This window comes from Sphingobacterium kitahiroshimense, assembly GCF_025961315.1.
Lineage (GTDB): Bacteria > Bacteroidota > Bacteroidia > Sphingobacteriales > Sphingobacteriaceae > Sphingobacterium > Sphingobacterium anhuiense.
In genome coordinates this window covers 1670222-1694013 of the sequence record NZ_JAOQNK010000001.1, presented here as the reverse complement: position 1 = coordinate 1694013, position 23792 = coordinate 1670222, and the positions used below count along the sequence as shown (strand labels likewise).

General features: G+C 34.4%; 24 protein-coding genes. 14 read left to right on the top strand and 10 right to left on the bottom strand.

Going from position 1 to position 23792, the window contains the following annotated elements:
- Positions 1-349 precede the first annotated feature (349 nt).
- From M2265_RS07700 to M2265_RS07690, 3 genes are all read left to right on the top strand, one after another.
- Positions 350-1693 carry an alpha-L-fucosidase gene (locus M2265_RS07700; protein WP_132771162.1) on the top strand — a complete coding sequence of 448 codons (1344 nt, stop codon included), beginning with the start codon at positions 350-352 and terminating at the stop codon, positions 1691-1693.
- 201 nt (positions 1694-1894) lie between these two features.
- Positions 1895-2533 (top strand): flavin reductase family protein, encoded by a 639-nt coding sequence (locus tag M2265_RS07695; RefSeq protein ID WP_132771163.1) that lies wholly within the window; start codon positions 1895-1897, stop codon positions 2531-2533.
- Between the two features lie 258 nt (positions 2534-2791).
- Positions 2792-4684 carry an amidohydrolase gene (locus M2265_RS07690; protein ID WP_132771164.1) on the top strand — a complete coding sequence of 631 codons (1893 nt, stop codon included), beginning with the start codon at positions 2792-2794 and terminating at the stop codon, positions 4682-4684.
- Positions 4685-4886: 202 nt separating this feature from the next.
- Here the strand turns inward: M2265_RS07690 and M2265_RS07685 are convergent, their stop codons facing one another.
- On the bottom strand, positions 4887-5237 hold the full coding sequence (locus tag M2265_RS07685; RefSeq protein ID WP_168125925.1) for a hypothetical protein: 351 nt from the start codon (positions 5235-5237) through the stop codon (positions 4887-4889).
- Positions 5238-5250: 13 nt separating this feature from the next.
- On the opposite strand from M2265_RS07685, the gene M2265_RS07680 reads away from it, so the two are divergent.
- Complete coding sequence (locus M2265_RS07680) at positions 5251-5397, top strand: hypothetical protein (protein WP_156169672.1); 147 nt, start codon at positions 5251-5253, stop codon at positions 5395-5397.
- Positions 5398-5519: 122 nt separating this feature from the next.
- On the opposite strand, the gene M2265_RS07675 is transcribed toward M2265_RS07680, so the two are convergent.
- Positions 5520-6164 carry an alpha/beta hydrolase gene (locus M2265_RS07675; protein ID WP_132771166.1) on the bottom strand — a complete coding sequence of 215 codons (645 nt, stop codon included), beginning with the start codon at positions 6162-6164 and terminating at the stop codon, positions 5520-5522.
- 741 nt (positions 6165-6905) lie between these two features.
- On the opposite strand from M2265_RS07675, the gene M2265_RS07670 reads away from it, so the two are divergent.
- Both M2265_RS07670 and M2265_RS07665 read left to right on the top strand, forming a co-directional pair.
- Positions 6906-7502 carry an ATP-binding cassette domain-containing protein gene (locus M2265_RS07670; RefSeq protein ID WP_165905929.1) on the top strand — a complete coding sequence of 199 codons (597 nt, stop codon included), beginning with the start codon at positions 6906-6908 and terminating at the stop codon, positions 7500-7502.
- Between the two features lie 184 nt (positions 7503-7686).
- Positions 7687-8070, top strand: a complete 384-nt coding sequence (locus M2265_RS07665; protein ID WP_132771168.1) for a hypothetical protein — start codon at positions 7687-7689, stop codon at positions 8068-8070.
- A gap of 77 nt (positions 8071-8147) precedes the next feature.
- Here M2265_RS07665 and M2265_RS07660 read toward each other — a convergent pair whose 3' ends face one another.
- From M2265_RS07660 to M2265_RS07645, 4 genes are all read right to left on the bottom strand, one after another.
- Positions 8148-8549, bottom strand: coding sequence for a (deoxy)nucleoside triphosphate pyrophosphohydrolase (locus M2265_RS07660; RefSeq protein ID WP_132771169.1), 402 nt, complete (start codon positions 8547-8549; stop codon positions 8148-8150).
- A gap of 110 nt (positions 8550-8659) precedes the next feature.
- On the bottom strand, positions 8660-9136 hold the full coding sequence (locus M2265_RS07655; protein ID WP_132771170.1) for a hypothetical protein: 477 nt from the start codon (positions 9134-9136) through the stop codon (positions 8660-8662).
- Between the two features lie 12 nt (positions 9137-9148).
- Positions 9149-9319 (bottom strand): hypothetical protein, encoded by a 171-nt coding sequence (locus M2265_RS07650; RefSeq protein ID WP_021189888.1) that lies wholly within the window; start codon positions 9317-9319, stop codon positions 9149-9151.
- Positions 9319-9843 carry a GNAT family N-acetyltransferase gene (locus M2265_RS07645; protein ID WP_132771171.1) on the bottom strand — a complete coding sequence of 175 codons (525 nt, stop codon included), beginning with the start codon at positions 9841-9843 and terminating at the stop codon, positions 9319-9321. The genes M2265_RS07650 and M2265_RS07645 overlap by 1 nt, the downstream gene beginning before the upstream one ends.
- Positions 9844-10476: 633 nt before the next feature.
- Here M2265_RS07645 and M2265_RS07640 point away from each other — a divergent pair.
- From M2265_RS07640 to M2265_RS07620, 5 genes are all read left to right on the top strand, one after another.
- Entirely contained in the window at positions 10477-12783 is a 2307-nt protein-coding gene (locus M2265_RS07640; RefSeq protein WP_132771172.1) for a hypothetical protein, read from the top strand.
- A gap of 116 nt (positions 12784-12899) precedes the next feature.
- Positions 12900-13109, top strand: coding sequence for a hypothetical protein (locus tag M2265_RS07635; RefSeq protein WP_132771173.1), 210 nt, complete (start codon positions 12900-12902; stop codon positions 13107-13109).
- A gap of 407 nt (positions 13110-13516) precedes the next feature.
- The gene (locus M2265_RS07630) at positions 13517-15964 is read left to right on the top strand and encodes an outer membrane beta-barrel family protein (protein ID WP_132771174.1); all 2448 of its coding nucleotides are present in this window, start codon (positions 13517-13519) and stop codon (positions 15962-15964) included.
- Positions 15965-16021: 57 nt separating this feature from the next.
- Positions 16022-17092: a sensor histidine kinase gene (locus M2265_RS07625; RefSeq protein ID WP_132771175.1), complete on the top strand. Its 1071-nt coding sequence runs from the start codon at positions 16022-16024 to the stop codon at positions 17090-17092.
- A complete protein-coding gene (locus tag M2265_RS07620) occupies positions 17073-17837 on the top strand; it encodes a LytR/AlgR family response regulator transcription factor (RefSeq protein WP_132771176.1) in 765 nt (254 codons plus the stop codon). The genes M2265_RS07625 and M2265_RS07620 overlap by 20 nt, the downstream gene beginning before the upstream one ends.
- Positions 17838-17881: 44 nt before the next feature.
- Here M2265_RS07620 and M2265_RS07615 read toward each other — a convergent pair whose 3' ends face one another.
- Both M2265_RS07615 and M2265_RS07610 read right to left on the bottom strand, forming a co-directional pair.
- The gene (locus M2265_RS07615) at positions 17882-18382 is read right to left on the bottom strand and encodes a protease (RefSeq protein WP_132771177.1); all 501 of its coding nucleotides are present in this window, start codon (positions 18380-18382) and stop codon (positions 17882-17884) included.
- Positions 18383-18469: 87 nt separating this feature from the next.
- Positions 18470-19156, bottom strand: coding sequence for a hypothetical protein (locus M2265_RS07610; RefSeq protein ID WP_132771178.1), 687 nt, complete (start codon positions 19154-19156; stop codon positions 18470-18472).
- A 506-nt stretch (positions 19157-19662) separates the two neighbouring features.
- Here M2265_RS07610 and M2265_RS07605 point away from each other — a divergent pair.
- The gene (locus M2265_RS07605; RefSeq protein WP_132771179.1) at positions 19663-20322 is read left to right on the top strand and encodes a TetR family transcriptional regulator C-terminal domain-containing protein; all 660 of its coding nucleotides are present in this window, start codon (positions 19663-19665) and stop codon (positions 20320-20322) included.
- A gap of 83 nt (positions 20323-20405) precedes the next feature.
- Positions 20406-21728, top strand: a complete 1323-nt coding sequence (locus M2265_RS07600; protein WP_132771180.1) for an ABC1 kinase family protein — start codon at positions 20406-20408, stop codon at positions 21726-21728.
- A 316-nt stretch (positions 21729-22044) separates the two neighbouring features.
- Here M2265_RS07600 and M2265_RS26980 read toward each other — a convergent pair whose 3' ends face one another.
- Complete coding sequence (locus tag M2265_RS26980) at positions 22045-22290, bottom strand: DUF2798 domain-containing protein (RefSeq protein ID WP_165905930.1); 246 nt, start codon at positions 22288-22290, stop codon at positions 22045-22047.
- The gene (locus M2265_RS07595) at positions 22277-23044 is read right to left on the bottom strand and encodes a nuclear transport factor 2 family protein (RefSeq protein ID WP_132771182.1); all 768 of its coding nucleotides are present in this window, start codon (positions 23042-23044) and stop codon (positions 22277-22279) included. The genes M2265_RS26980 and M2265_RS07595 overlap by 14 nt, the downstream gene beginning before the upstream one ends.
- 152 nt (positions 23045-23196) lie before the next feature.
- Here M2265_RS07595 and M2265_RS07590 point away from each other — a divergent pair, with 152 nt between their 5' ends.
- On the top strand, positions 23197-23568 hold the full coding sequence (locus M2265_RS07590; RefSeq protein ID WP_132771183.1) for a winged helix-turn-helix transcriptional regulator: 372 nt from the start codon (positions 23197-23199) through the stop codon (positions 23566-23568).
- Positions 23569-23792 lie beyond the last annotated feature (224 nt).

Genomic DNA, 23792 nt, shown 5'->3' with positions numbered 1-23792 from the left:
TAATTATTTTATTATTAAAAGAAAACCTTTTGAAAACGAGTATCCATAAAGCCTTTTCATTTGAAGAAATAGGAAAGGCGCATTTAAAATTATAAACAAATCGTGACGTCGATAAAGTCGTTGTTAATATCTAAAACAAGACAAAGATTTGCTGCATCAATCTGTCAGGATAACATTGAGTCAAATCAGGGTAATATAGATGCAATGCCCAGGTTTATATCGGGTTAATTTTGAAATATAAACCTTTTGCACTGTTCCATTGATATGACGCAATAGCTGAGTAACTGTTTTTTCAACCTAATTTTCGGTGTTTAAGCATGCCTTGGAAAGAACTTAATAAAGTGATGATATGAAATATTTTTTAAACCTTCTTTTGTTATTGACCATTAGCGGACCGCTCTCTGCTCAAGTTGAAAAAGTAACACCCATTGTGAAAACATCGAAAGTCGTTATAGACCAGTTCATGGATTTACGTTTTGGCATGTTTATCCATTGGGGGCCAGTTGCCCTGCGTGGTACTGAAATTGGATGGAGTCGAGGAAATCAAGTTCCCTTTGAGGACTATGACCAATTGCATAAAGAATTCAATCCCGTATTATTCAATGCCGAAGAGTGGGTAAAGACTGCAAAAAATTCAGGTATGAAATATTTAACCATTACAGCCAAGCATCATGATGGCTTTTGCTTATGGCCAACCAAATTTTCAGATTTGAATATTATGGAGACACCTTTCAAGCGTGATGTTGTGGGCGAACTGGCTGCAGCCTGTAAAAAGCATGGTCTAAAATTCTGCGTATATTTCACCGTACTGGATTGGCACGATCCACATTACCCTTATGCACGTGCGGGTACAAAGGAGATCAACGCAACGACCGACATGGCAAAATTTGTTGCAACTATGAAAGATGAGTTAACGGAGATCTTGACCAATTACGACCCATATATGCTTTGGTTCGACGGTAACTGGGACAAAGAATGGACCGATGCACATGCACACGAAGTATATGCTTTGTTAAAACAGTTGAAACCCGATGTCATCATTAACAATCGTTTAAAAGGTATAAGTGATTTCGATAGGACAAGAGAAGACCATACACGCTTGTCTTCGGATGCTATCGGAGATTATGCGACACCGGAACAGAAGATAGGTGCATTAAACATGGATTATCCATGGGAATCCTGCATGACTATTGCGAACCAGTGGGCATGGAAACCCAATGATGCACTAAAATCCACTAAAGAATGTATCCAGACCTTGGCAAAAACAGCTGCAGGAAACGGGAATCTCCTTTTTAATGTCGGCCCGATGCTGGATGGTCGTATTGAAGCCAGACAGATTAATAGATTGAAAGAGATGGGCGATTGGTTAAACACCTATGGCGAGAGTATCTATGGCACTAAAGGAGGTCCATTTATTCCGAACAATACCTATGCTTCCACACGTAAAGGTAATATCTTATATGTGCATGTTTTCAATCGAAAAGAGGATGTACTGACACTTCCTGCTTTAAAGGGCGTAAAAGTCAAAAAAGCCCATATATTAAATGGAGATGCCATAACTTTTTCACAAAGTGCTACGGGAAGTATAGCGCTAAATTTACCTGCACGATTACCGAACGCTGATAATACAGTGATTGTACTTGAATTAAACAAAAATGCCGAAACTATTCCTGTCGTTGCACAAAGTAATTAACCTGCAATTGTTCTTAATTATCTCTTCCGGAAATACAATGATTAATTATATTAAAACATATCTCTGACATAGAATTAATATGTTCTATTTTATTTTGATTGTTTGAATTATTTTAACTTAATAAGTTTATTCCTTATCTTCTAGCAAGACTGATTGATACCGGTCCGTATTATAAGAAAGTGATTATTAATAAAAAATAAGATGATAACAATAAAAAGAAATCAGATCGATGAGATGGAAAAATTCTATCGGATCAGCCTGATCAATAGTCTGATCGGTTTTAAACCAGTCAATCTTTTGGGCAGCTGTAACATAGATGGGGCACCTAATTTAAGTATTATCAGTTCAGCATTTCACTTAGGAGCCAACCCGCCCTTGATAGGACTCGTTATGAGACCCCAACGCGAGCATAACGATACCCTTAAAAATATCCAGGCTACAGGCCAATATACCTTGAACAATGTACTGCCAGATTGGTTTAAACAGGCTCACCAAACTAGCGCCAGTTATGCTTCAGGGATATCTGAATTTGAAAAGTGCAACTTTAAGGAGTTGTATACCGACGGGTTCCGGGCCCCTTTTGTCAAAGAATCAACTGTCAGGATAGGCTTGGAATTGCGAGAAATCATGGATGTACCGCTCAATGGAACAACGATTGTCATCGGCGAAATCGTCCAGATTTTACTGGATGATTTGATTATTGAAGAGGATGGTACTGTCGATCATGTAAAGGCGGGATCAATGGCTGTAGCCGGATTGGACCGTTATTTTCTTCCAGAATTTGTAGGTCGCTTATCCTATGCGAAACCAGGAATTAAGGTGGAAGAAATAAACAAGTAGGGAAACTAATTTTTCCATTGCATGCGCTTTTGGCATTATATGTAGTGTGCTATCCTCAATAATAATTCTGTTATCAGAAATATTTTTTTTTTGAAATCAAAATAGTCCATATGAAAGCGTTGATTTAGATTAATGAATAATTGGTTCTGTTTCGTTTTAGGTTTGTGATTTTGTTTTATTGTTATATTATTTAAAAACAAAATAATCTAACAAGTGTTTTAGGAAAATACACATTATATAACCAAAACGCTTAAATTCATGGAACATCATCATTCTCACCTGTATTCGTGCACGCATTGTGCCTGTAACAATCCAGTATTAAAAATCCTCAAAGAGGATATTTTTCATCAGAAAAATTACGAAGCTCTCCCTAAAGCAGAAAAGAAGGAGGAAATCCGACAGGAGCTGATGATCAGTGGCGGTATTATACGGCCCATGATCAATGGTTCTGTTGCAACAGTTGATGCCATAGGAATTGCCTCTGGTCAAGTCAAGGTCACAGGCACAGTACAAGAAGTCAAGGATTATATGAGCCAACATTATCCAGGTTTCATTCAAAAGGTTCTTGGCGATGGACAAACTTTGTTGCCCGGTTTAATAGAACCCCATGTACATATTGTTCCTACTGCACTGATGGCAAGCTGGATAGACTTAAGTCCCTTTAAAGGACAAGACCTCATTGATCAGTATGGACAGGATTATATAAAGCTAGAAGTAAACAAACCTATAAATAAACCCGCGGAAAGTGGAGATTGGTATTTAGGTTTTGGTCTTGATCCTGCATTGATGGCATTTGATGTAGATGGAAAAGCATTGGTTACGATTACCAATGAATGGTTGGACCAGGTTAACGACCAATATCCGCTGATGGTATTGAGTGCATCTATGCATACCCTATATCTAAATACGCTGGCGATGAATGCTGTCTATGCAGAAAATGAGGCAAAACTCCAACCCATATACGGAGATGCGGCAGGTTATATTTCGCAAACACAAGGACAGCTCCAGGAAGCGGAGGGAATGGGGCCAGCGCTAAAAACGATCCCCAAAAATCAATTAGCAGACATGCTAAAGCAGTCCTTCACGCATTTCGGCGAACTATTTAGTCATGCAAATGAAAGAGGAATTACCATGCTTTACGATGCTGGCATGAACAGTCATCTCAAACTTTTATTGAACGCTTATTTGCTAACACATCGTCGTAAAGTGCGTGTGGGAGCGGCATTCATTTGTGATGACAGTAATATTGGGGATCTTCAACCCTATCAGCAACCGCAAGAGTATAAAGACATCTACTACGGTCATGTTAAAGTCGTTTCTGATGGTTCAAATCAAGGGTTGACAGGCTATCAGTCCGATCCGTATATTTGTGTTAGCGATGTAGATTATGGCATTTATAATTACCCCGATGATGATTATGTAGATAATGGCACATTCCTGTCTGATAAACAGCCGCCGGTCAATGCTCCTAATGCCTATCAAAAATTAATAACAACAGTTATCGACACCAATGAATGGCCACTGATGGTACATGCCAACGGTAACCAGGCTGTTGACTACGCTATTCAGACATTTCAAGCAATTCCTGTAGATAAAATCAAAGGTAAACGTCATCGTATTGAGCACTGTTCCTTGATTACCGATGACCAGCTAGATGTGATGCAGCAATTGGAAGTATCACCAAGTTTTCTAATCGGTCATGTGGGCTATTGGGGCTACGCTTTTCAGCAGGTTATTTTTGGAGATCAGAAAACACAACTGCTAGACCGCTGTAAATCTGCTTTAAACCGTGGCATGCGAATCACCTTGCACAGTGATAATCAGGTGAGTCCACTTGGGCCACTACGTATGATGGAGCAATCCATTACACGGAAAATGGAAAAAGATCCGAATCATGAAGTGCTAAACAGTAAAGAATGTATCGGTGCCGAACAAGCCTTGGTAGCCATTACCTACGATGCGGCATGGCAATGCTACGCAGACAAGTGGCTAGGTTCGTTAGAAGCGGATAAATTTGCCGATTTTGTAATCTTAGCGCAAGATCCACTTTCTGTAACCGATCCGTTTATGAAACTACGGAATATACCGGTTCTCGAAACCTGGGTCGGTGGACGAGCTGTGTATCAAAACCTCGATCAGAAGCAAGCATAAAAAAACATATTCATGATTTATAGAAGATAGTACCTTTATAATGAGGTATTATCTTTTTCTTTGTAGTAGCACGCTTGAATGAAACGTAATTTCAATATGTATACATCTCCTAAATATCTAAGATAAGTAGTTGACAGGTCTTAAATTTCAGCTGTAATTACGGAGTGATTTATCTTTACATTAGTGATTACCCATTGCTTTGCTATTTCTTTAGAAATAACAGTCCCCATTTTCCGATATACATTCTTTTTTCAAATGTTTGACCGATTTCATATGGTTGTTGAACCTGCAGTTTAATTATTCTTTCAAACTGATTTTCTTTAATTTCAATATAATGCTTATTATTCCTGCTACCTAACGAGTAGTCGATAATCTTTCCACTTATATCTATGCTCTTACTGCCCTCAAAATAAGCGTTGCTAAGAATTATAAAGGAAACAACTGTGCCACTAAAAATAAATGTCATACCTAGTGTCATAAAAAATACTCTAAAAATTGACCTTAAGGTTGTCTGTATTTGTGTTGTATAATTTTTGGTTTCGTGTTGCTTCATAAATTTCAAATAAATGAAGGAACAACTAGGGATCATCACGATTAATATCGGTAATACAAAAAAATTAACGGTCCATTTTATGGCCAGAGAAAACTCAGTAAACTCTAATAAGAAAGTGGGGAGTATCATAATCAATACAGAAAGTCCAATGACCAGATAGAAAAATATTTTAAATTGTCGCATATTTATGGCTATAGTCTGCCTAATAATAGGTTGTTACTGTGCTGGTTTTAAAATTTGTATTAATTAAGAGTATGAGTCTCGGACTATAATTCCATTAAATTATAATATTTTTTTAAGCAACAACTCAATTTCTTGAGCATGAGTTATGGTCATAAAATGACTTGCATTTTCAATCACATAAGTTGGTTTAATGTTACGAATGGGGATGATACGATCTTGGTTACCATGAATATGGATAACAGAGGAAGGGACCACGTTATTTTTCCAGTTTAAGATTTGATTGATCGCCCACTTTAAAAATTTGACATCAGTATCCTGCAATATCTGTTTGAGCATCCGTTTATCTTCTATTGAGCTGATACCAAAGAAATAATCGACCAACCTATTGTGCTGCTTTAGAAAAGCATTCGGTAGAATATAATTAAGTTTTAGAGCACCTATTATTTTGTAAAGAAAAGGAAGTTCTGATTCACCTTTAGCAAAGGCAAGCAGTACAATCTTCTGCACTTTGATTATTTTAGCTATTTCCATAGCCATTATTCCCCCAAAAGAGAGCCCGACTAGTATCGGTTGTTCATCATTGATCTGCAATGACAGTCGTTTAGCATATGCTGCCATAGTTTCTTTTTTTAGCGGCGCGATCCAATCGATATGGATTACCTGAAGACCCTCAAAGTTTATTTTTGAAAATACTTTTCGGTCAACACCTAAACCACTTAATATATAAATATGACTATTGCTCATTTACCTTTCACGGAATAATATCTGATTCTTTTTTAGTTTTTAGCATTGCTAAAATAAGCAATTAGAATTGCTTATAGTTGAACAATTTCTCCAATTGATCTTAAATTCTAGAAAGTATTATAGTCTAACAAATGGAGAAAATTCCCTTTAATTAATGTGTATTGCGACAATAGTAGAAGCTAAATCATTGTAATTGTTAGCCCATTTGCCATTTGAAAAATAGTTGATCGGGTTTATTAGATAATGTGAATGAAATCTAGAAAATGAGGACATGTCATTGAACTATCTAATTGAAGATCAAAAGCTAATATTTTAACTTTTTTTATCATTATGCTATAATTATTAATCTGTATTTTTAGATTATATATTTCTAAAAGACCAATTAATAAACATGCATTGCAATAAACTGAAATTATCCTTATCGTTTTTCTGGTTTTTAATCCTTTTTAATCTTTTTGTAACTTTAATACTGACCTTACAAATGGGCGAATTAGTGGAGCGATATGGTCCACAAGTCCTCGTTTATTTTTTTTGGTTTAAAACTATTGGTAGCGTTTTATCTTTTATCGGAGAATACATTTTTAATTTCAAATCAAAAGGAGTGTTTTTGAGAAACATCAAACAATCTCCAAAACTGCTGCTTATCAGTATTTATTCATTAGATTTTATACTTTTCTTATTGCTATGCCTCTTGATCGTTCTTTATATTTAGATAGTCTCTCTTACAGTAGAGGAGGACGCATGATACTAAGCGGTCTGTTTCTTGAACTTGAACCGTCAACTATAGTTGGTTTACTGGGGCGTAATGGTACTGGTAAATCAACCTTGATGAATTGCATTTTTGGTAACTGCAAACCTGATTTTGCGTATATGAAATGTGATGGGCAGATCTTTAATCAAGGATATAAAACCAAGAATATTACTTATCTAACTCAGTATAGTTTTATTCCAAAGCACTTGACTTTATTACGTGCTATTCAATATTTTGATTTGGAAGATTTACCAATTATGGATATCGATATTGTAAAGGAGAGATTATTATCTAAAATAGGTGATCTTTCCACCGGCCTCGTTCGTTTGTTTGAGTGTTTGTTGGTCCTTTATTCTAAGGCTAATTATTGCCTTCTTGATGAGCCTTTTTCAGGACTCAGTCCACTCTATATTGACATGATTAAACAACATATTTTAGCTGTAAAATCTCTAAAAGGAATACTCATTTCAGATCATTATTATACACATGTGATGGATGTCAGTGACAGATTACTTTTACTAACAGGCGGTTCGCTTAAGTCTGTACAAAAGATAGAAGATCTAGTACTGCATCAATACTTAAAGTAATTTTAATACACATTGCTTTGGACATAATTTAAGGCAGTTGTGATCATGAACTATTTTAGATAATAAATGAAATTTTTAAGGCTACTATAGTCGCGACCATTTTCAGACACATGAACTAAAGTATACCTAAAATAAAAATACTATCTTCGTTTTATTAGACAATCAATATAAACGATGTGCAAGCATGATCATCAAAAAAACTTTCGGTGTTATTTTGCTCTTACTAGGTTTGTTTCTTGCATTCGGTCTACTTAAAGATAGCAGATTGATGCTCTTTGGTAGCAAAATTAAAGCCGATGTCATTGGGATAGACAGTGTAAAAAACAAGCGATTCGGATACGTACATTATCCGATCCTCCAATTTAATTATAAGCAACAACAAGTTCGTTTAGTAAAGGATTTAAAGAGTGTTGATCCCCAAAATGTACCTGCTCATATGGAAATATATTATGCAGAAGACATTGGTGTTAGTGATGGTTTCACCGTTACCTATGTTATCTTTTCTATCATAAGCATCATCATGATCATCTTTGGGATCATCGTCATTCGCACTAAACATCTTTTTTAGTCAAAGAAAGCATTACAAACTCTTCGCTTAACTTTAAAATTTAAGTTCATAAACTTGGGTACGTCTCTAAGAATGAATTATTCAGACAACTTATACGTCTCTATTAATGCTTCTGCGATAGGAACATCAGCAGGGGCTAGATTCCATTTTAATAAATCTGGAACTTTGATCCATTCTATTTGATCATGATCCACTAATTTGATTACAGCATCTTCAGTTTCGCAGCGATAGGATATCAGTTCAATTGTCTTTAGATCGTACTGATGGATGACTGTTTTAAAATGATTTTTAACTGTCACCCTCAAATTTAGTTCTTCTTGAAGTTCTCTCGCTAAGCATTCCTCATAAGTTTCACCTTCCTCCAATTTCCCACCAGGAAACTCCCAGTATCCACCTAGAGATTTCTCGGGTTTTCTACGGCAAATCAAAATTTGTTGATCCTTTATAATAAGGCCGCATAATACTTTAGTTATACCCATGAGTTTATTTATTATTCCAATATTAATCTTCTTTTTTAACCTGTATTAGCATCATGTCTTTTTTATTTTCGAAGTGGTATTCCTTCGGAGTATGAGCGATTTGCTAAATATTAGGGGTTGATCGCCCCCCAGATCACTGCACTAACTAAAAAGTAAACTGCAAACGCAGCAATAGCGACACCGATTGCTTTTAAATATTTAAGGCTTTTGCCGTCATCATTTCTTAGTAATTGTATATTATATATATAACCAACAGCTCCAATGAGACCGCCTAGCGCTCCACCGCCAATAAATACGATTGAAAAGGGAAGTATAACCAGTATAGCTTCATACCATTTAAGTTTCTCTACGATATTATATTTATTGTTATCGATTACCAATACAGGTACAATGTCAGGGTATGCAGGTTTAGCGTAGGCCTTTACGATCTCGCCATTGCTATCTGGTATTAGAAAGGGTTTTCCTTTTTCAGTTGATCGCTCAACAGCCACATGGTCTTTGTATATAATCTGTTTACCCGTCCAAAAAGCGATATCGAGTTCAAAATTTGATTCCGGGAAGCCAGGTAATGTAAATTGATGTTTCATTGAATGTTATTATTAATACTTTAATTCTAGTGTCGTTCTCAGAATCTTTATTGGGATCGACTGTTTTAGCTCTTCAGCCATTGCTATTTTTTGACCAAAATCTTTTCCTGACACAAAACGATAGAAGTTATGCTCAGTAAGCATCCAAGTAATATGGTTGCTTTCATTATTTAGCGTAATCATTAATCGGTTGATAAAATGGCGTAACCATAATTATCAGACCAGCCCGATTTTAAGGGTAATAATTTTCGTGTGTGTGCTTCTCGCAACATTCCAACCTTTTCTAATACATGAATAGAACCCGTATTTGCCACAGCACAACCAGCTTCTATTCTGTGAAGGTTTAAATCGTCAAAGCCAAAAGATATTATTCTTTTTAAACTTTCTGTTGCGTAACCTTTATTCCAAAATCTGGGATCCAATTTGAACCAGACTTCCGCATTTTTATATTTCTCTTTACCTAAAGTAATTCCGATTAACCCGATAAATTCGTTTCCTTGTTTTTGTTCAATAGCAAATACGTATCTTTTGTTTTCTAAAGTCCAGCCCGCAACAATTTCCCTTGTTACCTCTATATCTTTAGGAATTCCTAGCGTATTGAATTCATCGGTTTCAGCTAAACTGTGTAAACGGTGAATATTTTCTATATCTTTTTCTGAAATTGGTCTTAAATATAATCTTTCAGTATTAAAATTTAATTCTGTCATTTTTGATATCTATTTTGTAATTCTAGCTGGACTATTTATTTAATTATATTGCTCTTTATTGAACCTCTGCTTATGTAGGTTACACTCAATTCGGGAAAGCACGATGTGAAGCCAGACTTAATATAAAAAATGCTAACTCTTTACAGGTTAATATCAGCTTCATACCATCCCTTTATGGCATTTGCTACCGACTTCATTTTATCTGATTCAGAGATAAATAATCCGCGATCTTTAATTGTTGAACTTGCTCCTCTATGGTGACCACGTTCTTTTACACATAGAATGTGGTTTTAAAAAAGGTCTATAAAGCAAAAGACACGCCCTGGGACGCTGTTCTGATGTATAGCGTGGTGTATACTGTTCATTCAAAGCTAAACATCGATTCTCTATTTTACAAAAATAAAAGTTTAATGATGATAATTATCATGTATCTGCAATGGATCAAGTCACTCATGATAGCTCAATCACCTTTAAAAAACAATTTATTCAGATGAAAACTATGAGTTGTATCAAAAATAGGATGATTCACTTTTTTACATAGTAGCTGAAACCGGGGATTTTTTGAAGGTTGTTCATACACTAACTTTGATTAGATATTTAAAAAGTAAACAACACGACAAAATAATTATATAGATGAACATCGAGGAGTTAGAAAATTTATTTTATTCAGGTGATCTCGCACTATGTATAGAAGAAGGAGAGCAGCATCTTAAAAATCATCCTGACGATACAGCGGTATTGTTTTTAATGGCCATTGCACATTACGATTATGTATATCCTGGTCACCCGGAACTTGTCTATGACACGATGAATCAATTTACGGTTCCTTATCTTAAGAAAATTATAAGCCTTGAGCCCCAAAATTCAGAAGCATTACAGCATATACTAAGTTATGCATTGAATAACGATTATAATTTAGCTTATATTCATCTTTCCAAAAGACACATCACGCCCGAAAATAGGAACGATTATATCGGTTATGCACAATGTTTAATTCAAGATACTAGCTATGCAACATCTGGTTATGATTTCTTAATTAGGATTTATGAATCTGTCGGAGAAAAAGCGGCTGTTTTGAAAACATTGGATGAAGCAATGGTTTTCTTTACCACATATTTTACAGCAGATAGAGAACAGCGGGATCAGTATAATGCGATCTTTCTGATGAAGAAGATTTATCTGCTACAGGAAGATAAATTAATATCTCCCGATGCAATCATTCAGGTTATAGCAGATCACATACAACAATTTGCCAGCGATAATGATAGCGACTACCTGTATCTTGCAGAAATAGCTTTTGAAAATGAAGATATGGCCTTGACAAAGGCCATCTTATTGAAATTGATCAGAGGTGTAAATAGTAAAGAGGATGTTTTAGATGGGCTAGTGAAATGGCACCAACGTTTCGATAAGCTGATTAAGAATGGACTTGTCGATGATGACGTGTTTTATTTCCAGTTAATCGTGGAGCGTAATCATTTTGAGAGGATGCATATAAAGGCCGATTTTTATTATCATCACGCACTGAGGCTGTTGGATACGCATTCCGATAAATTTTCGCTGTATCATTTTGCAGGCACCTATTTACATGAAGCAGCACGGCACGCAGAGGCATTACCACTGCTGAGCAAAGCCCTAGAAATTAAATCCGCCTCCATAACCTGGAGACGCTATTTTATATCCAAATATTTAGTAACAGGAGCAATCGATCTGGAACTTCCAACATTTGAAGATTTGCCTCGGGACCTGTACAATGACGGCGTTGAACTTAGCGAATTTATCACGGAAGAAATTACAGATCCGGAAGATCTTGCGTTGTTTCAAGCGATGTTATCGGGTCTTTATGAACAATCTTTTCATGCTTTCCAGGCATATTATGAAGAAGGTAGTTATGAAAGTGACTATCTCGGTAGCAGACACAATTGGGCCATGTGCTGCAATAACTATAGTATAGAACTTATTAAAAATGGATGTTATGGGACTGCAGTCGATGTGATCCATATTGGCCTGCAAAATAGTGAATTTGAGGAACTGCATCATACTTTATTAGATGCACTAATAAAACAAGAAAATTATGTCGATGCAAAAGCTGCGTTAGCAAAATTCTTTCGTACTTATACAGCAGAAGATTCAAACTTTTATCTATATCTGAAACATCAAGCCGATTATTTAGTTGTCAAGAATGGCTTAGGGGAGACTGAAAATAGTGCTGATGAAGCACAGGAATTGCTAATTAAAATCTATCAGCACTATATTGTGAATCCAGATATTTCCGATTATGATTTTAGAGATTATGAAGCCGCGAAAAATACTGTTGAAGGACTGCTGTACGATATTTATGACGACGAACCACATGATGTTAAGATCGCTTATTATACGCATATTATTGAGCAGTATCCGCATGAAGCACATGCACCCTATGTGCTGATGCAGATTTACAATGAAATAGAAGACTACAAAAATGTCAACCATACAGCTCGCCTATACTTAGGCAATAAGAAGGAATTTATTATTAATGCCTTTGATAAAGCAAAAACGTTGTATATGATTATGAAAAGTCATTATTTCATGGAGGAGTATTCAGAAGGAATTGACTTTTTCACAGCACAGGATGCTTATTGTGAAGAAACATTTGACGCGCCGGAATATCTACAATGGTTGCTATATGGTATCAAATTATTTGCAGCAGACAATCAACTGGAACCCTTGCTTAAGTACTCCAATAAATTAAAGCATATTTATGAGACCGAAGATCGGGGATATGATGATACCTCCGAAGAAGTTCATCTGTTAGTGGCAAAAGCTTTGTATGTCAGTGGCGATTTGAAGCAAGCGCATCAACATCTTGACATTGTATTGGGCTATAGTGATCATGTTGCTTTGGCAGATGAGTACAAAAAGACTTGGAAAAAACCAGGTTTATTCTCAAAATTATTTTAGTGATCACGTTGTTATCGTTTTTTTACTGAAGCTAATTCCATGACAAGCAGTGCTAAAAAGTACTGCTTGTATCGTCAAGAGATGAACGTGAAAAATCGATTTCAACTGCAATGTAATTGAAGAAAGTGGGTTTACCTTTAGCAGATATCGCTAAAAACACAGAAGTTACACGATGTCAAAATCTCCACCGTACTTTTGATCATAGCTTGGTTGGTATCGATCAAGATTATTGTATTTTGATTTCAAAGCCTACAAGAAAACTTGGTGAGCATAACTATAGTCTTCAAGAATTGGAAGGTACTAAATTTTGTCACCAGATAATCTAGCATGGTAGAGGAGGGAAGTGGTTAAGAAAGGATAGATATTTAGTAATAAGTCCTTAAAACAGATTAAGCAAATAAATGCATCTGATTTCCATTGTCATAGGGATTATAATAGCATTAATATATTCCTATTGATGGTAAAAATCTCTATATTTATTAAATTTGAATTAAATAGTATATTAATTTATAGGATTATTCTCTTTACGAAACAGTTTGTAAAGAAGAATTAAATTGATAAAAGACGAATACTTCTTTAGGTTAAAATTTATTTGGGTTAATTTTATCATCCCATTGTTTAAATCTATTTAAGTGCAAAAATTCGGTTTTAAATGGCTGAATTTCGACCTCATCGTTTTGTGGGTGGAATTTTAAAGATGCTTATCTAGTTTAGATCTATAAACTAATTTAATATGAGCATAAGAAGAATTTCCTTCGTATTATTTTTTTCATTGACATCTGTTTTACTATCAAAAGGGGGCTCCATAAAAAAAGTAGAAAATGTAATATCGCAGAGAATCGGATTAGATAGCATTATATTCTATGGGAAAATTTTAGAACAAACAACAGAAAAGGTAATCCCATCTGCGACGATTCAAGTAATCTCTATCAATGATAGAGAAATTATCGATAGATTATCATCTGATCAGGAGGGGAGATTTCAGATGCGCAAAGTTCTTCGTGATTCAATATTACTTAAAATTTCACATGTCGGTTACGATAGTTTGGATTTTTTTTTAAAAACTTCGTCGATCTCAAAAGAGCCTTTAATAATTAAGCTTTTTCAAAAGAGCCGAACCATTGATGAGGTTTCTATAGTATTAAAAGCTCCAATAGTAGAAGAAAAAGATGGTAAATTAATTTATAACGTTGATGAAACCAATAATTCGGATAGTTTTGCCGCAGACGAATTACTAAGAAAAGTACCATATGTTAGCGTTGATTTTAATGGGGAGGTCAAACTACGTGGGAGTTCTAGCGTGAAAGTATTCATTAACGACAAACCTTCTACTCTTATTGCTGGATCAGTTTCGGATGCATTGAAATTAGTTCCCGCAAGTATGATTAAACGTGTAGAAGTCATTACAAATCCAGGCGCTAAATATGATGCAGAGGGCACTGTCGGCATCATAAATATAATAACAAAAAGAGATCTTAAAGGCATAAATGCATTCGTGAATGTTTCGGCAGGCTCAATTGGAAATGCGAATATAGCAGCAGGCGGCGGTATAAGTAATACGAAGTTTTCATCAAATGTTTCTTTAACTTCCAATTATTATAGGAATAAAATTCATTCCGAATTAGAGAGAAATAGTTATGGAGATCAAACACAGTATTTATTTCAAGAAAGTGATATAAGGGCCATTGGACGGTCTTATGGAGCCAATCTATCATCAAGCTATAACTTCTCTCATAAAAATATTTTATCAGCCGGAATTCAGGTGAATGATGTTAATAATGATAGGGATGAGGATATAAGTTTTTGGTCCTCGGTTAAAGGAGTGGGAGCGGATGAAAATTCAAGATCTATAGATAATAAGATTAAAAAACCAGGTTATTCTTTACATCTTGATCACAATTTGAAGTTGAAGGGTGACAACCACACTTTGATTTCATCCATTATATTAAGTTCATCGGATGATAATAACCATTATTTTCTTAATCGAGATCGTGCTTATGACGATAGAAGTTTTAATTTGCAAAAGCGTAAAGAACTGTCGGCACAAATAGATTATTCCAAACCTCTTTCTAAAAGGATCAATCTTGAATTTGGAATGAAATATATTGGAAGAGCTTTTAACAGCTCTTCGCTGATGTCGGCATTTGATAATGCTAGCCAAAGTTTTGAACTTATGGACAGTTCATTGAATGAAATGGATTATGATCAGCAAATTATTTCTGTTTATAACAGTTACAATGTCTCACTAGGAAAAGGTTTCCGATCCAATACAGGATTACGTTACGAAAGAACAATAAATGATGGAAGAGTGGATCGTTTGCATTCTTTCGAAAATGATTTTCGTAACCTTTTGCCAAGTTTGTCTTTCGTAAAATCTTTTGGGAAGACTAAGCAGTCTATACGATTAAGTTATAATCAGAGGTTACAGAGACCGGGTATTACATTTCTAAATCCTTTTATAAATAGAGCTGATGTCAATAATGTTCGTTATGGAAATCCAAACTTGAAACCTGAAAAAAGTCATCAAATAGAGGTTGCATATTCAAATTTCTCAGTTAACAAATTATTTTTTACACTGTCACCTTTTTTTACAATCGTGAATAATTCTATTCAAGAAAAAAGAGATGTAGGTTCAGATGGCTCAACCTCTGTTACCTTTCAAAATATAGGAAAAAGTAGATCTTTAGGAGGAAATATCTATTTTTCATATCAGGATTCCAAATTTTCTGTTGCACCAAATTTGAACATTTTTTATAGTAAACTTTCAAGTGACACTTATTCCAATAAGGGGCTTACCATGAACGCCAGTATATTTGCTTCTGCAAAATTCAGTAAAGGTTTCTCATTAGAGTTATATTCGAACTATAATACGAGAGAAATTAATTTACAAGGGTATTCAGATGCGCTTTCGTATTCAATGATTGGTGTCAAGAAAAATATAATAAATAAAAGTTCAAGTATTTCCCTATCGATGTTACAGCCATTCCATAAAAATGTAAAATTACATACTGAAGTTTCAGGATATAATTTTAATCAAAATTCTACAATAGTAGCACCATTACGACAATTACGTCTAAGTTTTCGTTATCAATTTGGCAAAATTAAAAAGAGTGCGAAACAGGATGATTCGGATGTCATTGAAGACAAAAACGCTGGAGGTACAGCCATCCCAGTTAATTAAAAAGTTAAATAATTAGAAAATTAAAACTATAAAAGCTATTCCATAATACAAGATTCAATGAAGAGATTTTTGAGTACATATTTTAGGGCTTACCTGTTTGCTTTTTTATTGTTTGCCATTATTCTATCGAGTGAAGTTCAGTTTAGTTCCGAATATGTGTTGGGTTCTATCTCCGACTTCTTTCTATCCATCTTTCCAAGATCTTTAATTTATAGCATTCCAGTGGCATTTTTAATGTGGTACTGTGGACAATTTGATTTTCAAAAGCCTAAGCTTAATAGATTAATACAAATTGTAGGATTCCTCTTAATTGGTGTGGCAGTTACAGTGCTCGAAAAGCTGTTGGAGTTTTATTTAGGTACCTGGAACGTTAAAGAATCTTTTGGACTTTTTTTAACTAGCCGTTTCTTTCCCACGTGGCTTGGATTAAACATCTATTCTATAATTTATGGTGCAGTAACTGTATCTATCTCAAATATGCGCAGAAATGTTCTATTACAGAAGCAACTTCAAACTGCCAGTATCAATGCGATAAAAAGCCAGTTAGAACACCATTTCTTATTTAATAATCTCAATACTCTTTATTCTCTTATAGATGATACTAACCCCAAAGCATTGAACTTTTTACATAATCTTTCCGAACTATACCGATATCTTTTAAAGAACGCTGACAACCAAACTGTATCATTAGTGGAAGAGCTTTTGATCGTAGAGAAATTCATTAAGATGACACAGGAAAGATATGGTTCCAATTTAATAGTTTCGATAAATTATTCACACCAAATTGATGATAAGGCTGTTATTCCTCCTTTGTCAATATATAATCTTGTTGAAAACGTAATAAAGCACAACATTATTGATGATAGTCATCGCGTGAGATGTACGATTGATGTAACATCCCAATTTGTGGTTGTCTCAAATAATATGTTTGGTAAAAGGCATTCTTATACGAAGGAAAACAGTGGGATTGGTTTAGCAAGCTTAAGAAAAATATATGCAATGCTTTCAACAACGAAAGTGGAAGTGGATATCATAGACAATTTCTTCATTGTCAAAATTCCAATATTACAATCCCATCAAACCAATGGAAAAATTAAATTAATAGCATATGAAAATTGTAGTCGTTGAAGACGAAATCGCTGCTTACAATAATATTGAAAGGCTAGCTCGAAATGTTAAAAGTGAATCTCTTTCGATTGTAGCGTGGCTGAAAAGTATTGAGGAAGCTGAAAAATGGTTCATGCTAAACGGTGAGCCAGATTTATTATTGTTGGATATCCAACTGAGTGATGGCTTAGTATTCGAACTATTTACAAATTTAGAGATTAATTGCCCTATTGTATTCACTACGGCGTTTGATCACTATGCTATAAAAGCATTTGATTATAATGCATTGTCATATCTATTGAAACCAATTTCACAAACACAGTTTGATGATATGATTAAAAAGGTATTTCAAAACAGTTCAAATTATAAAATCGATAATTCTTTGCGTCGGTTAATTACGCAGCTCGATACTTATAATTCTAAAAATATTTTACGTGAACGGTTTCTCCTTAAAAAAGGTGAAAAGTATTTCGTGGTTAAAACTTCTAATATCCGTTATATATATATAGATCATTCCGTGATACTGGAAACGCTCGAAGGTGAGCGGTTTATTTTAGGAAACACACTTGACGAGCTTGTTAATCAGTTAGATCCCTTGAAGTTTTTTAGATGCAACAGACAAGTAATCGTTAATGTTGATGCCATAACAATAGTAATACCTTATTTTAAAAATAGTTTATTATTAAAGCTGGATACAAAGACCGACTGTGAAATCGTAGTTCCTAAAGATAAAGTAAGAGCCTTCAAACTCTGGATGGATAGATAGAAAATATGAAAAAGTTACCTTATTTATTTATAAACAAATTGTGATTATTTTCCATTTACAGTAATTTTGACTTCATTTCCTTCATGTAGACCACTCACACCTCCGCCAGTATATTTAACAGTGTATTTTCCTGGTTTGATCGTATAGTTTTTTGCAAGGTTGTATACTGTACTGACGCAATCATTTGGTTGCACTAGAATATAACTTTCTGCAGGAGGTGGCATCACCCTTCTCGCCATCGGACCCGTAAACTGCGCTTCTATTCCCTGTTCATCGACAATCTCCATATATTTTCCTAACATCGGTTCAAAAGGTGTTTCCCATTTACAAAACCGCTGTACCGTGTCTGAATGGTTGAACACCGAGAATGATAATAGTACGGAATCTGTGGAAAAATTAGTGTCAATCGCCTGTAGTTGTGTCTCCAGAGAAATTAACGTTGACGTATCACGTTTAACTTCAGTTGTGTCAGAAACATTTTTTTGATTTTGACAGCCCGTAATTAATATAGCTGCAAGAATTAAGAAAGAGAAGGTGCGAATCATATGTATATATTTAATTTTGGGTAATTACTGAATAGCAGTTAGTGGATTTGGTTTTGCCTGTTATATCTAAATAAAAGAGATTTATGATCATTCCAAGCAATTTGCAGTAGATTTAAATCTGTATTTTGTCAATATGTGATACGGTTTTAATACAATTGCCGCAGATTGGCAATTAACATCTCGGTTAGGAACTGATTCCGGATCAGGATTAGTGGATGCTTTTGATCGTATTGTGAAATTTTTCTCCAAACATTTAACCGGCTTCTCCGCTATGAGATAAGTTCGATTTTCTTTGATGTTATCCTTTGTTGAGCCTTCTGGACCATCATCAAATGACCACGCGGTACTGGTACTGTAAGTGAAAAATAAAGTACTGTCCTGTACAAAATAACGATCTACAGCTTCATAATGATCATACTCATTATAACTGTGGACAATTAGTTTCAGGTTACCATTTTTTGTAAAGTAACCCACCGTCCCATTTTTTTCATCTTTGCAAGAATATTTAAATGTTGTGGAATCCAATTGACCATCTTCGAGTTGTTTATTGACAGCAGTATAAGCCTTTTTTATAGCATCGATATTAAGGGGAGGAGTATGCTCTTCTGCTGATCTTGTGGGTGACAGTGTTTCAACTTTATGCATAGTTGTATTTGTTTTGCTTTTATCAGAACCTGCTCGATCTGTACATGCAGTAACAACACATGAAATGATCAGAGGTAGCAACATCTTCTGCGGTGGCAAGATCTTAAGTATTTTACGAGTTTTCTGCATATTGACGGAATTCCTATTTATATCGATTAAATGCTTAAAATGATGATATAAGAATATAACAATCCTGATATAGAAATGTTCATCCACCCTTAAGTATAGCTATGAGGCAGACTTTGATATCGTAGCTAAAGATATCCGTTCAAACGTATAGAAAGAGAACCTAGACCATCTCGAGGAGAAATAACTTATTTGAAAAAGCTATCGGTCAGCAATGAGGTAGTTATTGATAAACTACGGCAAACAACATACGAGATTCGATAAAGAAATGTATAAGTATAAATAGATTAAATATACATTTTCGGCAATCTAACCCATATGTTGGATCCGCTCATGCTCAAATAATGAGTAAACCGTTAAAATTCCAAAATCGGCCTTAAATTGGATTAAACCTATATTTTACCATTATTCATCTATTGGATCATTTATATAGTGTAAAATTACACCTTATTTTACTAAGTTGGTTTAAAATATAACTAAATTGTGTATGGTAAGATATACATACAAAGATGGAAAAGGAAAATCAAATTACAGCAGATAAAATATTTGAATTGTATGGAGAGTACATTTTGAATCACGGAGAGCGACCAAAAAATATTTATCGTTTTGCAAAGGACAATGATTTTGAAGAAAAAGACTTCTACGATTATTTTACAAGTTTCGAACAGATTGAAAAATCAATGTTGGTCAATCTTTTTGAAAAGTCCGTAGCATTGGCGTCAGAAGTTAATATTTCTGATAAGATCACTTCGAAAGAAAAGCTTTTGAACGTATATTTTATCTTTTTTGAAAACATGACGATGAATCGTTCGTTGGTTTTGATGATTCTGGGGAATGATAAATTACATGCTGCAAAAATTTCAGATCAACTCAAAGAAACGCATCGAAATTTCATCAAAACACTCGATTTTAACGATTGGAGTATAATTAAAGAAGCAAAAGATGATGTGAAAAATTTTCATGACAAGGCTAGAGAAGAAGCATTTTGGCTTCATTTGGTTTCTGCCATCGAGTTTTGGAAAAAAGATACCTCGCCATCATTTGAAAAAACAGATATTTTCATTGAAAAAACAATTGATACAGGTTTTGAATTGATGGATAATGAACCATTGCGAAAAGTAGTTGACCTTGGGAAGTTTTTATTTAAAGAGAAATTTAGAAAAAGTTAAATGACACATCTGCATTAAAATCCTACTATTTTCAATCAACATGATGGAAATTCTTGACGTCTATTAGCAATGAAATTTCAAAAATGAAAACACTCCATAAAATACCGACAGGAAAGTTAGAAAGAACAAGCAGTTTGCTGAAAGCAGGCGCCAAAGTTGGCGTTAATTACATCAAATATTACGGAAATAAAATTACAAAAGATAAAGATGAGGACGAAGCCCGAAAAACTTTAAATGAAGACAATGCGACCGATATTTACGATTCTTTAAAAGAATTGAAAGGTTCTGCTCTAAAAGTTGCTCAGATGCTGAGCATGGAAAAAAATATTCTTCCGCAAGCCTATGTAGAGAAATTTTCTTTATCTCAATTTTCGGTTCCGCCACTTTCCGGAGCTTTGGTGAAAAAAACTTTTAGAAAATATTTCGGGAAAAATCCGGAAGACCTATTTGATGAGTTTACTGATGAATCTGTTAATGCAGCAAGCATCGGACAAGTTCATAAAGCCAAGAAAGATGGTCAAGATTTTGCAGTCAAAATTCAATATCCGGGCGTGAGAGAAAGTATTTCAAGCGATCTGAAAATGGTAAAACCGATTGCGATGAAGATGTTTAATATCAAAAAAGAAGGTTCAGAATCGTATTTTCAGGAAGTAGAAAATAAATTATTTGAAGAGACAGATTATGATCTGGAACTCAAAAGAAGTCAGGAAATTTCTGAAAAATGTGCACATCTTCCGAATCTTGCTTTTCCTACATATTATCCAGAATTTTCCTGTGGAAGAATCATCACGATGGATTGGATGAACGGAAAGCATTTCTCAGAATTTACAAAACTAGATAATTCTCAGGATGATTTGAACAAGATCGGACAGACACTTTGGGATTTTTATATGTACCAGATGCATGTTCTGAAGCAGGTACACGCCGACCCGCATCCCGGAAATTTTTTGGTTTCGGCAGATAAAAAGTTGCTTGTGATTGATTTTGGTTGCATCAAAGAAATTCCGAATGATTTTTACAAACCTTATTTTGAATTGGCTGAACGTAAGAATCTGGATAATCCTGAATTTTACAAAGAAAAATTATACGAGCTTGAGATCTTGCTTGCTCAAGATTCTGCAGAGGAACAGGAGTTTTTTACTAAATTATTCTACGAATTGTTGGAATTATTTACAAGACCTTTCAATGTCGTGAATTTTGATTTTTCTGATGAAACTTTCTTTCAGGAAATTGCAGATTTAGGTCAGCGGTATGCGAAACTGAGTAATATAAAAGGGATGAACACCAACAGGGGTTCGAAACATTTTATTTATCTGAACCGCACATTTTTTGGATTGTACAATATGATGCACGATCTGAAAGCGCAAAATGTCGTCATCAATCACTATAAAAATTTTAAACAATAAAAGACAAAAACTTCACAAAACTGTACGTCAGCGTAAGCAATTACATCGAAAAATAAGCAATTATTTGGATGATGATATGGGAAAATGAATATTTTTTTCTTGAATTTTGTTTATGATTAACGTTTTTGAAATAAATCCGACGCTTGGAATGATGTTGCTTACATTGGAAATAAAAATAATAAGAAACCCAATATTTATCTACTGAAGAGCTTTTTAAAATATGTTTGACATTATTTTTCAATTATAATTATTGGTAACTAAAAAACAATATAGAGTATTCCCAAAACAAGATAAATTTTTAGGAACACTCTATATATTATAAATTTACTTTTCTATCTAAAATCTTGCTCGTAATTTTATGAGCAAGTGGCAATAGAAGGAGTACGCAAGCGTAAACAATAGGCAGTGAAAAAAACCATGATTTAAAAAGTTCACCAATCCAATTTTCTACTAAAACATCATTAGTAACACTTGATAAAATGGCCATTACAAAAGTTGTTGGCAGAACTACAAAAAAGGTACTAATTATTCTATAGCGTCTGTTTTTCTTAGAATTTACCATTACTATTTTTTCGTTTTCCAGTTTCAGGTATTGCTTCAACGACATCCCAATGTTCTACAATTTTACCGTCTTCAATTCTATAAAGATCATAGAAAGCAACGTGTTCTCCTTTAAAAGTACCTTCACTTAATACTAGGACAAAATTTCCTTCCCCAAGCACTTTATGTATTTTCTTATAAATTTGAGGTTTCCCATCTTCCTGCCATTGATTCAACATATTTAAAAATTCTTGTACCCCGTCAGCCATATACGGATTATGTTGAATCAATTCATCTTCCTTGAAATAATTTGACACCAAATCGAGTTGTCCATTAATAAGAACGTTTTGAACAAAGTCTTTAACAAGTGCTTTGTTAACCTCCGTTTTATGATGATCTTTTGCCTTGGTCTTTCCGTCGGTCATTGTTCTTCCGCTTTTATTCAGTTTTTTTGGATTTGATTGGAGATTATCCCAATGTTCAACACTTACTCCATTTTCAAACCGGTGTATATCAAAAGCCACGGTGGGTTCAAAAAGAAAATAATCTACGTGAACAAATCCATAATCTCCATCTTGAAACTTACGAACTACATTTGTATAAACTTTATCCATTGGCATTTGATCATGCAATCCCAAAATTGCTTTTAAGCCCGTTGCTACATTTGGATTGTGTTGTGTATAGGAGGTCGGACTGATCAACCCTATTTCTGCCAAAGTTTCAGTTTCAATGCTATTTTGTATAGCTTCAGCTTTGTCTCTATTTGATAATTCCATTTTTTTTAATTTTAATGATTAATTATGAGCAAATGTACTGACCTTATACATGCGGGAAAATAAGTGAAAAAATATTGTTATAGGGATAATTTTATCCCTATGTCACTGAGAACGAAATATGTCGTAAATTTATTCCATAAAATAGAATAGCAATGTACGAGAAAAAAATACCAAAAGATTTTAGTTGCGGCATGAGCATTACTTTTGAGATTATTGGAGGTAAATGGAAGCCCTGCTTAATTGATTCCATCAATCGAGGAATACGAAGACCGAGTGAACTCGCGAAGAAACATCCGCTTGCGAGCAAAAGAGTTTTGAACTTACAACTAAAAGAGCTGGAAGCATATGGTGTTGTAAGAAAAGTTATTTATCCGGTACTTCCTCCTAAGGTTGAATATTTTTTAACTGAAGTAGGCGAATCGCTTTTACCTCTTGTTGATATGATGGAAAACTGGGGAAGTGATTTTATGAATGATTTTTACAAGAGGCAAGAAAATATAAATTCTGAATCTATTCTCATGTAAACATGATTTGCGGACTTTTTTAAAATTGTCGGCAGATAAACTCGAGCTTGTTCAGTATCGAAAGTTCAGAGTCGTTTCTTTATAAACTATCTCTCAAATGGATTTTCAAAATATTTTAGACGTTTGGTAAAAGTCAGTGAAGAAATAAATGAAGACAATTCAGACGACTTTAAATGTTCAAAATCTTTTTTTTTCCTATTTAAAGAATTCACATCAAAAAAGGT